This is a genomic window from Streptomyces mabaensis (genome assembly GCF_053763515.1).
Window position 1 is genome coordinate 1 of record NZ_JBSOPZ010000060.1, and the last position, 12527, is coordinate 12527.

The 12527-nt window shown below is 69.8% G+C and carries 11 protein-coding genes and 2 tRNA genes; 4 read left to right on the forward strand and 9 right to left on the reverse strand.

Going from position 1 to position 12527, the window contains the following annotated elements; genetic code table 11:
• Positions 1–106: 106 nt before the first annotated feature.
• The 5 genes from clpX to ACWV17_RS32430 all read right to left on the reverse strand — a co-directional run bounded on the left by clpX (position 107) and on the right by ACWV17_RS32430 (position 4817).
• On the reverse strand, positions 107–1390 hold the full coding sequence (gene clpX, locus ACWV17_RS32410; protein ID WP_455356538.1) for an ATP-dependent Clp protease ATP-binding subunit ClpX: 1284 nt from the start codon (positions 1388–1390) through the stop codon (positions 107–109).
• Between the two features lie 157 nt (positions 1391–1547).
• Complete coding sequence (locus ACWV17_RS32415) at positions 1548–2228, reverse strand: ATP-dependent Clp protease proteolytic subunit (RefSeq protein WP_455356539.1); 681 nt, start codon at positions 2226–2228, stop codon at positions 1548–1550.
• Positions 2229–2282: 54 nt separating this feature from the next.
• Positions 2283–2888: an ATP-dependent Clp protease proteolytic subunit gene (locus ACWV17_RS32420; RefSeq protein WP_455356583.1), complete on the reverse strand. Its 606-nt coding sequence runs from the start codon at positions 2886–2888 to the stop codon at positions 2283–2285.
• Between the two features lie 291 nt (positions 2889–3179).
• A complete protein-coding gene (tig, locus tag ACWV17_RS32425) occupies positions 3180–4577 on the reverse strand; it encodes a trigger factor (RefSeq protein ID WP_455362469.1) in 1398 nt (465 codons plus the stop codon).
• A 163-nt stretch (positions 4578–4740) separates the two neighbouring features.
• Positions 4741–4817, reverse strand: a tRNA-Pro gene (locus ACWV17_RS32430).
• Positions 4818–4971: 154 nt separating this feature from the next.
• On the opposite strand from ACWV17_RS32430, the gene ACWV17_RS32435 reads away from it, so the two are divergent.
• Positions 4972–5045, forward strand: a tRNA-Gly gene (locus ACWV17_RS32435).
• Positions 5046–5239: 194 nt separating this feature from the next.
• Here ACWV17_RS32435 and ACWV17_RS32440 read toward each other — a convergent pair.
• Complete coding sequence (locus ACWV17_RS32440) at positions 5240–5434, reverse strand: hypothetical protein (protein WP_455356541.1); 195 nt, start codon at positions 5432–5434, stop codon at positions 5240–5242.
• 227 nt (positions 5435–5661) lie between these two features.
• Between ACWV17_RS32440 and ACWV17_RS32445 the strand changes: the two genes are divergently transcribed.
• A complete protein-coding gene (locus tag ACWV17_RS32445; protein ID WP_455362470.1) occupies positions 5662–6870 on the forward strand; it encodes an acyltransferase family protein in 1209 nt (402 codons plus the stop codon).
• 61 nt (positions 6871–6931) lie between these two features.
• Here ACWV17_RS32445 and ACWV17_RS32450 read toward each other — a convergent pair whose 3' ends face one another.
• On the reverse strand, positions 6932–7378 hold the full coding sequence (locus tag ACWV17_RS32450) for an HD domain-containing protein (protein ID WP_455362471.1): 447 nt from the start codon (positions 7376–7378) through the stop codon (positions 6932–6934).
• 199 nt (positions 7379–7577) lie between these two features.
• On the opposite strand from ACWV17_RS32450, the gene ACWV17_RS32455 reads away from it, so the two are divergent.
• A complete protein-coding gene (locus ACWV17_RS32455; protein ID WP_455362472.1) occupies positions 7578–8165 on the forward strand; it encodes a DUF4232 domain-containing protein in 588 nt (195 codons plus the stop codon).
• 1035 nt (positions 8166–9200) lie between these two features.
• Here ACWV17_RS32455 and ACWV17_RS32460 read toward each other — a convergent pair.
• Complete coding sequence (locus ACWV17_RS32460; protein ID WP_455356545.1) at positions 9201–10343, reverse strand: PP2C family protein-serine/threonine phosphatase; 1143 nt, start codon at positions 10341–10343, stop codon at positions 9201–9203.
• 106 nt (positions 10344–10449) lie between these two features.
• On the opposite strand from ACWV17_RS32460, the gene ACWV17_RS32465 reads away from it, so the two are divergent.
• Complete coding sequence (locus ACWV17_RS32465; RefSeq protein WP_455362473.1) at positions 10450–11679, forward strand: GNAT family N-acetyltransferase; 1230 nt, start codon at positions 10450–10452, stop codon at positions 11677–11679.
• A 23-nt stretch (positions 11680–11702) separates the two neighbouring features.
• Here the strand turns inward: ACWV17_RS32465 and ACWV17_RS32470 are convergent, their stop codons facing one another.
• On the reverse strand, positions 11703–12527 hold the full coding sequence (locus ACWV17_RS32470; RefSeq protein WP_455362474.1) for an Fpg/Nei family DNA glycosylase: 825 nt from the start codon (positions 12525–12527) through the stop codon (positions 11703–11705).

Genomic DNA, 12527 nt, shown 5'->3' on the forward strand with positions numbered 1-12527 from the left:
CCCCCCCACCCCCCCCCCCCCCCCCCCCCCCCCCCCCCCCCCCCCCCCCCCCCCCCCCCCCCCCCCCCCCCCCCCCCTTCGCTTTCTTGCCTGCGTGGCGCGGGAGTTACGCCGACTTCTCGTGGCGTTCGCCCTTGCCCAGGATCCTCGGTACCAGCGTCGGGTTGACGTTCGAGCGGACCACGTCCGCCGTGATGACCACGCGGGCCACGTCCTTGCGGGACGGCACCTCGTACATCACCGACATCAGCACCTCCTCCATGATCGCGCGCAGGCCCCGCGCGCCGGTCTGGCGGAGGATCGCCTGGTCCGCGATCGCTTCCAGCGCCTCTCGCTCGAAGTCCAGCTCCACGCCGTCGAGTTCGAACAGCCGCTGGTACTGCTTCACCAGCGCGTTGCGCGGCTCGACGAGGATCTGGAGCAGCGCCTCGCGGTCCAGGTTGTGCACGGACGTGATGACCGGGAGGCGGCCGATGAACTCGGGGATCATCCCGAACTTCACCAGGTCCTCCGGCATGACCTCCTGGAACTGGTCGCTCGCCTCGATCTCCCGCTTGGAGCGGATCGTCGCGCCGAATCCGATGCCCTTCGCACCCGCCCGCGACTCGATGATCTTCTCCAGGCCGGCGAAGGCGCCGCCCACGATGAAGAGCACGTTCGTCGTGTCGATCTGGATGAACTCCTGGTGCGGGTGCTTGCGTCCGCCCTGCGGGGGCACCGAAGCCGTCGTGCCCTCAAGGATCTTGAGCAGGGCCTGCTGGACGCCCTCACCGCTCACATCACGCGTGATCGACGGATTCTCGCTCTTACGGGCGACCTTGTCGATCTCGTCGATGTAGATGATGCCGGTCTCGGCCTTCTTGACGTCGTAGTCCGCGGCCTGGATCAGCTTCAGCAGGATGTTCTCGACGTCCTCGCCGACATAGCCGGCTTCCGTCAGCGCCGTCGCGTCGGCAATGGCGAAGGGGACGTTGAGCATGCGGGCCAGCGTCTGGGCGAGCAGCGTCTTGCCGGATCCGGTCGGCCCGAGCAAAAGGATGTTGGACTTGGCGAGTTCGATCGCGTCGTCCCGGGTGGCGCCGCCGCCGTTCTCGCCGGCCTGGACGCGCTTGTAGTGGTTGTACACCGCTACGGAGAGGGCCTTCTTCGCGGGCTCCTGCCCGACGACGTACCCCTCGAGAAACTCGTAGATCTCCCGCGGCTTGGGGAGTTCCTCCCACCGCACCTCGGAGGTCTCTGCGAGCTCCTCCTCGATGATCTCGTTGCAGAGGTCGATGCACTCGTCGCAGATGTACACACCGGGGCCTGCGATGAGCTTCTTCACCTGCTTCTGGCTCTTTCCGCAGAACGAGCACTTGAGCAGGTCGCCGCCGTCACCGATGCGTGCCACGAGGTGCTTCCCCTTCGCCTGGGAGACGCCTGGTTCAGCGGCTCCTGGTGCCTCATATCCGACGGTACCTTGCCGGGGCCCCCGTTCGGGCCCCCCTTGGCGTGGTTCACATTGACGTGAGTCACGCCAAGGGCCGGCAAGTCCTTTGGGCAGCTGGTTAGACGTTCGCAGCGCCGGTGCTCTTGCGGGTCGAGACGATCTGGTCGACCAGACCGTACGCAAGGGCTTCCTCAGCGGTGAGGATCTTGTCGCGCTCGATGTCGTCGCGGATCTTCTCGATCGGCGTCGTGGAGTGCTTCGCCAGCATCTCCTCGAGCTGCGCGCGCATCCGCAGGATCTCGTTGGCCGCGATCTCCAGGTCGGAGAGCTGCTCCCGGCCGGTCTGGCTGGACGGCTGGTGGATCAGCACGCGCGCGTTCGGCAGAGCCATCCGCTTACCCGGCGTACCGGCGGCGAGCAGGATGGCCGCGGCGGAGGCCGCCTGGCCCATGCAGACCGTCTGGATGTCCGGCTTCACGAACTGCATCGTGTCGTAGATCGCGGTCAGCGCGGTGAACGAGCCACCGGGGCTGTTGATGTAGATCGAGATGTCGCGGTCCGGGTCCATCGACTCCAGGCACAGCAGCTGCGCCATGACGTCGTTGGCGGAGGCGTCGTCGATCTGCACGCCGAGGAAGATCACGCGCTCCTCGAAGAGCTTCGCGTACGGGTCGTACTCGCGCACGCCCTGCGAGGTGCGCTCCACGAAGCGCGGCACGATGTAGCGGTTGTCCACCTGCGGCCCGGTGTACAGGCCGCTGGCGCTGAGGGAGAAGTCGTTCATGTCGGTGTTCACCATCCTGGTGGCGTTCGGTGGGCTGTCCGGCTCGGCTGCGAAGCGGTGGTACGGGGATCAGGCCCCGGTGCCACCGCCGCCCGGAACGCCTGCGGCGTTGGTGATGATCTGGTCGATGATGCCGTAGTCCTTGGCCTCCTCGGCGGAGAACCAGCGGTCACGGTCACCGTCACGGATGATCGTCTCTTCGGTCTGGCCGGTGTGGTGCGCGGTGATCTCCGCCATGCGCTTCTTGGTGCGCAGCAGCTGCTCGGCCTGGATCTTGATGTCCGAGGCGGTGCCGCCGAGGCCGGCGGAGCCCTGGTGCATGAGGATGTCGGTGTTGGGCAGCGCGAAGCGCTTGCCCGCGGTACCCGCGGTGAGCAGGAACTGGCCCATCGAGGCCGCGAGGCCCATACCGATGGTGACCACGTCGTTCGGGATGTACTGCATGGTGTCGTAGACCGCCATGCCGGCCGTCACCGAACCACCGGGGCTGTTGATGTAGAGGTAGATGTCCTTGTCCGGGTCGGCGGACAGGAGAAGCAGCTGCGCCGTGATCTTGTTGGCGATGTCATCGTCGACGGGCTGACCGAGGAAGATGATCCGCTCGCCGAGCAGCCGGCTGTAGACCTGGTCGCCGAGGCCACCACCAATGGACGGCTCGCCGGCGGCGGAAGGCATCAGATTCGTCACGTATCCACCTGCTCGTCTCTGACGGCTACGGCCGTCTCAGCGTCTTCGTTCTGGGGGGCACGGGGGGCCGGGCTGCCGCACTCGCGTGCACCGGCTTCCGGGTACTTCCGTGCCCTCGTATTCATGGACCCTAACGCGCAGGTAGGACAACGCCATCCCGGTTCCCGAACTGTTCGCTCGGAGCGCAAGGTGCGGGGCCTCGGCATGTACGACGAGAGGCCCGGACGCGGGGCGCGTCCGGGCCTCTCGTACGACATCAGATGCCGGGGCTGCCGGGGCTCAGGCCTCGGGCTTGTCCTCGGTCTTGTCCTCCGCCTTGTCCTCGGCGGCGGCCTCGGCCGTCGCGGCCTCGCCCTCGGTCTCGTCCTCGTCGTCGAGGTCGACGACCTCACCGTTCGTGTCGACGACCTTGGCGGCCTCGACGACCACGGCGAGCGCCTTGCCGCGGGCGACCTCGCCGACGAGCATCGGCACCTGGCCGCCCTCGACAACGGCCTGGGCGAACTGGTCGGGGCTCATGCCGGAGGAGGCAGCACGCCGCATGAGGTGCTCGGTGAGCTCCTCCTGGTTGACGTTGAGCTTCTCCTTGTTGACGAGCTCGTCCAGGACGAACTGCGTCTTGATGCCCTTGACCGCCTGCTCCTTGGTCTCGGCGTCGAACTCCTCGGCCGTCTTGCCCTGGATCTCGAGGTACTTCTCGATGTCCAGGCCCATCTGGCCGAGCTGGTGGTGCTCGAGGTTGTGCTTGCGGGTGTTGACCTCGTCCTCGAGGAGCTTCTCGGGGATCGGCACCTCGACGAGCTTCAGCAGCTCCTCGAGCACGCGCTCCTGGGCCTGCGTGGCCTGGTCGTACTGCTTCATGTTCTCGAGGCGCTTGCGGCTGTCCGCCTTGAGCTCCTCGAGCGTGTCGAACTCGCTCGCCAGCTGGGCGAAGTCGTCGTCGAGCTCGGGCAGCTCACGCGCTGCGACCGCGGTGACCTTGACCGTGACCTCGGCGTCCTTGCCCTCGGCGCTGCCGCCCTTGAGCTGGGAGGTGAAGGTGGCCTCGCCGCCGGCCTCCAGGCCGGTGACGGCCTCGTCGATGCCGTCGAGGAGCTCGCCGGAGCCGATCGTGTACGAGACGCCGCTCGCGACGCCGTCCGGCAGGACCTCGCCGTCGACCTTGGCCTCGAGGTCGATCGTCACGACGTCGCCCTCGGCGGCGGCGCGCTCGACCGGGTTGGTGGAGGCGAAGCGCTCACGCAGCTGCTCCACGGACTTCTCGACGTCCTCGTCGGTGACCTCGACGGCGTCGACGGTCACCTCGATGCCCGAGTAGTCGGGGATCTCGATCGCCGGGCGGATGTCCACCTCGGCGGTGAAGGCGAGCAGCTCGCCGTCCTTCAGCTCGGTGATGTCGACCTCGGGCTGGCCGAGGACGTTCAGCTCACCCTCGTTGACCGCCTCGGTGTAGAACTTCGGGAGCGCGTCGTTGACGGCCTCCTCCAGCACAGCACCACGGCCGAACCGCTGGTCGATGACCCGGGCCGGGATCTTGCCCTTACGGAAGCCCTTCACCGTGACCTGCTGGTTGATCTTCTTGTACGCCGCGTCGAGGCTGTCCTTGAGCTCCTCGAAGGGCACCTCGACAGTGAGCCGAACCCGAGTCGGGTTCAGGGTCTCCACGGCGCTCTTCACGGTTCGGTCTCCTTGGTGGCTGACTTCTTGGGGTTCTGCTGATGCTGCGATTCAGCGGTTCAGCGGATCGGGCCCGGTACATCAGACACACGGGCACGCAGCTTGCATAGTAACCGCAAGCAGGAGGAGGCCCACAACGCGATCTTGTTCGCGGTCTTGCTGGTGGTCGGGGTGGCCGGATTCGAACCGACGACCTTCCGCTCCCAAAGCGGACGCGCTACCAAGCTGCGCCACACCCCGTCGGTGCGACACGTAGGGTACATGCCCGCACGCGGTGCGGCTCCCGCTTTCTTCTGCTCTGCCGGCGACCGGGCGGAAGGGATGTGCACCCGGCCACGCGGACCCGCTACGATGCTCTTCGTGCCGGTGGTCACCGACCTGCGGCGCGATATGTGCGGGCGTAGCTCAATGGTAGAGCCCCAGTCTTCCAAACTGGCTACGCGGGTTCGATTCCCGTCGCCCGCTCCAGACGGCTCAGGGCATGGTCAGAGGATTCATCCTCTGACCATGCCCTGAGTTCGTTAATCCCATGAGCCTCACACTCACCACGCCGTACGCAAGCACACGGTCGACGCCTACCTCCGCCGCATCCGGGCCAGGCTCAACATCAACAGCACGGCGGAACCCACCCGCGTGGCCATCTCCCTCGGCCTGTGAGTTGGCTAGAAATTGATCTGGTTGATCGTGTCCGCTATCGAGTCGAGGAAGCGGTTGACCGACGGTGCCATGTCGGTGGACGCGAGGAAGAAGCCGAAGAGCACCGCCACCAGCGCGGGCCCGGCCTTGAGGGAGCCTCCGCGGATCAACACCACCAGGATGATCGCCAACAGCAGCACCACAGACAGTGAAATGGCCACAACTGATCACACCCTCGGTCGGTCCGCCTTGCCGGCCGGGAAGCATGCGGCCTCGCACACCCCCACATGACCATCGTGCCACCAACCGGCCGGTGCTATCCGCCACGTGACGAATCGTCGGCAATCAGTTCGCGCCATCGAGGCGCCGGGAACGCCCTTGCCCGGTGTGCGCCGGGTCACCGGAGGCCAGGTTTACCCACCCGCGAAGCGCCACTATGGTGCCCTGGATGTTCCACAGCCCCACACTGTCACGGACCGTAATTCCCCCACAACCGGCCGCCCCACCGGCCGAATCCACCGACAAGCGGCGCGACCCGTACTTCGACAACGCCAAGTACCTGGCGATCGTGCTGGTGGCCATGGGCCATGCCTGGGAGCCGCTGCTGGACGGCAGCCGGGCCGCCGAAGCGCTCTACATGGTCGTGTACGCCTTCCACATGCCGGCCTTCATCCTCATCTCGGGCTATTTCTCCCGCAGTTTCGACATGCGGCCCGGGCAGCTGCGGCGGCTGGTGGGCGGCGTGGCCGTACCGTTCATCGTCTTCGAGGCCGCGTACTCGTTGTTCTACCGCTGGGTCGGGAGCAAGCCGGAGCAGCAGATCAGTCTGCTCGACCCGCAGTATCTGACCTGGTTCCTGATCGCGCTGTTCGTCTGGCGGCTGACTACCCCGCTGTGGCGGTCGGTGCGCTGGCCGCTGCCGATCGCCGTCGCCATCGCGGTGCTGGCCGCGATGACGCCGAGTATCGGCAAGGATCTGGACCTCCAGCGCATCCTGCAGTTCCTGCCGTTCTTCGTGGCCGGGCTGCTGCTGCGGCCCGAGCACTTCGAGGCCGTGCGGCGACGGTCGGTCAGGCTGCTGGCCGTGCCTGTCTTCGCGGCTGCGCTGGTGGTCGCGTACTGGGCCGCCCCCCGGTCGACCACACGCTGGCTCTACCACTCCAGCAGCGCGGCGGAGCTGGGCCAGCCCTGGTTCATCGCGGTGGCGATGACGCTCGTCCTGCTGGGCGGCTCGGCGGTGCTGAGCGTCTGCTTCCTCGCGTGGGTGCCGGGCCGCACGATGTGGTTCACGGTGCTGGGCGCGGGCACGCTGAGTGGCTACCTGCTGCACGGCTTCCTGGTGAAGGGCGCGGGTTTCCTCGGCTGGTACGGGGCACCCTGGCTCGGCACCCCGCTCGGCCTGATCGCCCTGACGGCGCTGGCCGCGGTGCTGGTGACGGCCATGTGTACGCCTCCGGTACGGCGGGGCCTGCGGTGGGTGCTGGAACCGCGGCTTGAGTGGGCGTTCAGCGGCGGCGCGGGCGCGGAGTCGGGTCGGGGGTCGGGGTCGGGTCCGGGGTCGGGTCCGGGGTCGGGCGCGGGGTCGGGCTCGGGGTCGGGCTCCGGGTCGGGCTCCGGGTCGGTGCGGACGCCGGCCGTCGTTGGCGGTGAGCGCTGATCGGTCGGGGATGGTCTGGGCTGGGCTGGTCGGGCTGGGCTGCTGCTGCTGCTGGGCTGTTTTAGTCCGTGAGGCCGAGGAGTTGCCGCATGTGCGCGTATTTTTCGGTCAGGCGGTTCCGGGTCGGCTCGTCGAGTCGGGCGAGCCGGTCCGGATCGGCGTTGTGCGCGAGGTCCGCCTCCTTGATCAGCAGCGCCCCGGGGGTCGCGAGGATGCGGCGGGTGTAGGCCTCCACGGCCTCCCCCGGCCGCTTGCTGACGGCGAGGACCATGTCCTTGGTGGCCTTAGGGAGCGCGGCGCGGTCCAGCCAGTCCTGTGAGAGCACGTCGTCCTCGATGGAGTCGTGCAGCCAGGCGGCGGCGATCTGCTCGGGGGAGCCGCCGCGGTCCTGTACGCCGTCGACGACCGCCTGGAGGTGCTCGACGTACGGGTGTCCGTCCTTGTCGGTCTGCGTCGCGTGGGCGGCGCGCGCGATCGCCTCGACCTCGGCCAGGCTCAGATCGGGCATGGGACTCCTCGCTCTCTTGTCGGCCGTGTCGGACATCTCGGATGTGTCGGATGTCTCGGATAATCGGATGTCAACGTGGTTGCGGCTGCCGATACGGGGTCTTCAGCAGCATTGCATCACCGAATACGCGCGGTCGGTGGGGTGCATGGGTTCAGTGGGGGTCTGCCGGACTTTTGCTGGGCCGTGTGAGGATCCTGCGATGAACACCATGCGCCGGCTGGGCCCGATACTCGCGGCTGCCGCCGTTCTGAGCAGCGCGTGCGACGCCCCGCCCCCGCCGGAGGCGGCGCCAGGCCCGAGCAGGTCCTTCCCGGACATCGCGCCCGTCCCCGACGGGTCCGCCGCGCCGGGCGGGTGCCCCGCTCCTGGAGTCGCCATCAGGGAGGGTGGCAGCGACGCCGCCATGGGGCTGCGGGTCGTGACCCTCGAAATGGTCAACTGCGGTACACGCCCCTTCACCGTAAAGGGCTACCCGGATCTCCGGCTGCTGGACGAGGACCGGGCGCCGCTCGCGGTGCGGGTAGTCCGTGGCTCCACCGAGATTTCGCGGATCGAGAGTTTCGAGCAGCCGCCCGTGAGTGTGGTGCTGCGGCCCGGGGAGAGGGCGACGGCCGGGCTGGTGTGGAAGAACACCGTGACGGACGTGACGCGCCCCGCCGCCCACGGCGCCTACCTGGACATCGCCCCGGTCGCGGGCATGCCGCGCCAGAGGGTGACGCCAGAGGGCCCGATCGACCTGGGCACCACCGGAAGGCTGGGCGTCGGCGCGTGGCAGCGGAGCCGCTGACGGTGGGTGGGCTGGTGGGGGGTGGACGTGCCCGGGGGCGAGTTCGTGCGGGTGGGGGGCCGCCCGGCCGGTGATGATGGCGGCTCCGGGCCGGGTGTCAAGGGCGCTCCCTGCGGTCGCGTCGCTGCGCGATGGGCTGCGCCCACCCTGGACTCCCGTCCCTCCACCGCTACTGCTGTTTGAGGGGGCGGCCCCCGGGGCGGGGCCCCGGGGCTGCTTGCCGGTTGGCCCGGGTCCGCCCCCGGCCGCAGGCCGGTGGGCGATTGCTGGGCGCGGTCTCTCCGGGATGGGCCCGGCTCCGGCTCAGCGGCCACCGGCATGTGGTGGTGCGCCATCGCCTTGCGGGGGCCCGACCCCCGGCTCAGCGGCCACCGGGTGGTGGCTGGTGCGCGGTCGCCTCGGGATGGGCCCGACCAGCTCAGCGGCCGCAGGCCGGTGGGCGGGTGCGACAGACTCGTGTGCGCCCGCTCCGGCGCAGCGGCCGCAGGCCGGTGGGGCGTTGGCGAGTGTGGCAGGCCCGGAAGTGCCCGGACAGGGCTCTGAACGGTCGTCAGGCCGGTCTAGCCGAGGTGTGGCGACATCAGTCCGCATGCAGGGTCCGCCGAGCCTCAATCCTGTCCGATTTGCTGGGGTTTGTGGCCCGCCTGCGGGTCCCCTCGGCCGCTTGGTGTCAATCCACCTCGGATTGGGCGTTGTCGTTGGCCAACAGACGGCCGTCGGCCGCTAAGCCGAGTCGCGCAGCCCCCGAAGTGGCCGCGTGTCTTGCCCCGCCCACCGGGCTGAGGTCACCGACGAAAGCTGGACCACTCCCGGGGCTCAGGTGGGGCCCCGCTCCCCGGGGCCGCCCGACACTCATCTGCACCAGCGGGACGGGGCGGACGGTCAAGGGGGGCCGAAGGCCATCGCGCAGCGACGCGACCGAAGGGAGCGCCCTTGACGGTCCGACCCGGCCCGCCATACTCACAAACCGGGCGGCCCCGGGTTTCGCCGCACACCGCACCCCCGGGCACAGTCACCCCCGGCCCCCGCGAGCAATCAGTCGCGGCGGATCAGTAGGAGCGCCCTGTCGTCGTTGACGTCCTTGGCCACCGCCTCGATCAGGTGCCAGGCCGCGCCCTCGAAGCCCGGCGCCACGTAGCGTTCCGCCTCGCCGGTCAGGCGGTCGATGCCCTCGCTGATGTCGCGGTCGGCCGTCTCGACCAGGCCGTCGGTGAACAGCATGAGCACGTCCCCGGGGCGCAGGGAGCCCTTGACCGGGTGGAACTGCGCGCCGTCGTACACCCCGAGCAGCGGGCCGTCAGCCGCCTTCTCCTCCCAGCGGCCGGTGCCCGCCGACAGCTGGAGCGCCGGGAGGTGACCGGCCGACAGGAGTTCGTAGTCGCCGGACTCCAGGTCCAGTACGAGGTGGATCGAGGTCGCGAAGCCCTCGTCCCAGTCCTGGCGGAGCAGGTAGCCGTTGGCGGCCGGCAGGAAGCCGTGCGGCGGGAGCGAGCCGAGCAGGCCCCCGAACGCGCCGGACAGCAGCAGCGCGCGCGAGCCCGCGTCCATGCCCTTGCCGGAGACGTCGGTGAGGACGACCTCCAGGGACCGCCCGCCGTTCGTCCGGGCCGCCACCACGAAGTCGCCCGAGAAGGACTGGCCACCCGCCGGGCGCAACGCCATCTCGCGGTGCCAGCCCCTGGGCAGGGCGGGCAGCTTGCTCTGCACCCGGATGCGTTCGCGCAGGTCGAAGAGCATCGTCCCGCCGCGCCGCCACGGCACGCCGACCCGGCTGCGGAACTGTGCGATCAGCAGCCCGAAGAAACCGCAGGCCGCGACCACCAGGACGGTGCCGGGGGTGACGGTCGCCGGGCCCTCGGTGTACGGGCCGAGCTGTACGGACTCGACGATCAGGGCCAGGGCCGCCGCCGCGTACAGACCCAGCAGGCTGGCCGGGCGCAGCAGCAGGCCGCCGGCCACGATGGGCAGCACCAGCGCGGCGGGCGCGAACCAGGACGGCATCGTGATGGTGCCCCACGCGATCGCGGGGATGGCCAGCAGCAGTCCGGCCAGGGCGATCCAGTCGGAGCCGTCGCCGCGGAAGTAGTCGACGCCCGATTTGCGCAGCGCGGTCCGGACCCGGTGCGCCGACTTGCGCATCCGGGCCGTGAACGATTCCGCTCCCACACCACCGGCCATTGCATCGGGACCCTATCCACCCGGCGCGACGCGGCGCAGGGGGACCCCCAGACATTGCGTTCGAAATCGGCTCGCCCGGACCGGGATGCCTTGATAGGGATGGCATATGACGACAGAGCTTCGGGAGCTGCGCCCGGCCGAATGGGACTACTGGTACGGCAGGTTGGAGCTGGCCTTCGGTGGTGTCCAGGAGCCGTCCGAGGAACGTGAGCTGTATCGCGATCTGACCGAGTACCCGCGCTCGCTGGGGGCCTGGGACGGCGACGAGTGCGTCGGCACGGCCGGGGCGTTCAGTTTCCGGCTCTCCGTGCCGGGCGGGGCGCTGGTGCCCGCGGCCGGCGTGACGATGGTGAGCGTGGCGGCGACGCACCGCAGGCGCGGCATCCTCAGCGCGATGATGCGGCAGCAGCTCGACGACGTACGCGAGCGGGGCGAGCCGCTCGCCGTACTGACGGCCTCGGAACCGGACATCTACGGCCGTTTCGGGTACGGCATGGCCACCCAGCAGCTCTCCGCCGAGATCGACACCTCCCGCGTCCGGCTCGCCGTACCGGAGGGCACGGACGCGGTACGCCTGCGCTTCGCCGACCCCGCGGCCGTACGGGACGCGTGCGAAGCGGTGTACGCCCGCAACGTCGGTCTGCGGCCCGGGATGCTCGCCCGCCGCCCCGGCTGGGAGCGGCTGCCCGTCCTCGACCCGGAGAGCGGGCGGGACGGCGGATCGCCGTTGCAGTGCGTGCTCGCCGAGCGGGAGGGTGAGGTCGTCGGCTACGCGCGCTTCCACAACAAGCCGGAGTGGGACGCGGCCGGCCCCCGGGGCACCCTCGTGCTGCGGGACACCGAGGCCCTGGATCCGGCCGCGGCCGCGGCGCTGTGGCGGTTCCTCTTCGACATCGACCTGACCTCGACGCTCCGGGTGCGCAACCGGCCGGTGGACGACGCCTGGCAGCACCTCGTCTCCGACATCCGCCGCTGCGAGGTGCGGTGGAAGGACTCGTTGTATCTGCGGCCGGTGGAGGTGAGCGCCGCGCTGGAAGCCCGGACGTACACCACGCCCGTCGAGGTCGTGTTCGAGGTGGAGGACCCCTTCTGCCCCTGGAACGAGGGGCGCTGGCGGCTCACCGGCGACACCAAGGGCGCGTCCTGCGAACGGACCGCCGACAAGGCCGATCTGGCGCTGTCGGTACGGGAGTTGGGCGCAGCGTATCTGGGTGGCGTCTCGCTCGTCTCGCTGGCGGCGGCGGGCCGGGTACGCGAGCAGCGGCAGGGCGCGCTGGCGGAGACGTCCCTGGCGTTCTCGTCCCCGGTCGCTCCCTGGCTGCCGCACGGCTTCTAGGGCCCGGTACGCGAGCCGCGCGGTTACCGCTGCTGGCAGCCCGGGCACCAGAAGAGGTTGCGGGCGGCGAGACCGGCGGTGCGGATCTCGCCGCCACAGATGTGGCAGGGCAAGAGGGCCCTGCGGTACACGTACACCTCGCCGCCGTGGTCGTCCACACGCGGCGGACGCCCCATCGCCTCCGGGGTGTGCTCGGGGCGGACCGTGTCGATGCGGTTGTTCCGTACGCCCTCACGCATCAGGGCGACGAGGTCGGCCCAGATCGCGTGCCACTCGCGCTCGGTGAGGTCCTTGCCCGGACGGTACGGGTCGATGCCGTGCCGGAAGAGCACCTCGGCGCGGTAGACGTTGCCGACACCCGCGACGACCTTCTGGTCCATCAGGAGCGCGGCGATGGTGGTGCGGCTTCGGGAGATCCGGCGCCAGGCCCTGCCCGCTCCCTGCCCGGACGCGGTCTCGCCCTCGCGCAGCGGGTCCGGGCCGAGGCGGTCGTGTATCGCCTGCTTCTCGCCGCCGGTGATCAGGGCGCAGGTGGTGGGGCCGCGGAGATCGGCGTAGTGCCCGTCGTTGCGCACCCGCAGCCGGACGGTGCCGGAGGGCGGCGGGGCCTCGCCCTCGCCGAAGCCGAGCTTGCCGAACAGGCCGAGGTGGATGTGGATCCAGTCGGAGCCGTCGAAGCCGAGGAAGAGGTGCTTGCCGTGCGCGTCGACGACGTCCAGAACCCGGCCGTCCAGCCGCGCCGCGCTTTCCGTGAACCGGCCCTGCGGGCTGCTGACCCGCACGGTCGACCCCGCGAAACGGCTGTGGTGGTCCTCGGCGAGGCGGTGGATCGTATGCCCCTCGGGCAC

Coding starts and splice junctions, on each gene's coding strand:
- ACWV17_RS32450 (WP_455362471.1), bottom strand. CDS start 7,378: ATGCCCGATCTGAGCCTGGCCGAGGTCGAGGCGATCGCGCGCGCCGCC.
- ACWV17_RS32445 (WP_455362470.1), top strand. CDS start 5,662: ATGTTCCACAGCCCCACACTGTCACGGACCGTAATTCCCCCACAACCG.
- ACWV17_RS32460 (WP_455356545.1), bottom strand. CDS start 10,343: ATGGCCGGTGGTGTGGGAGCGGAATCGTTCACGGCCCGGATGCGCAAG.
- ACWV17_RS32415 (WP_455356539.1), bottom strand. CDS start 2,228: ATGGTGAACACCGACATGAACGACTTCTCCCTCAGCGCCAGCGGCCTG.
- ACWV17_RS32465 (WP_455362473.1), top strand. CDS start 10,450: ATGACGACAGAGCTTCGGGAGCTGCGCCCGGCCGAATGGGACTACTGG.
- ACWV17_RS32455 (WP_455362472.1), top strand. CDS start 7,578: ATGAACACCATGCGCCGGCTGGGCCCGATACTCGCGGCTGCCGCCGTT.
- ACWV17_RS32420 (WP_455356583.1), bottom strand. CDS start 2,888: ATGCCTTCCGCCGCCGGCGAGCCGTCCATTGGTGGTGGCCTCGGCGAC.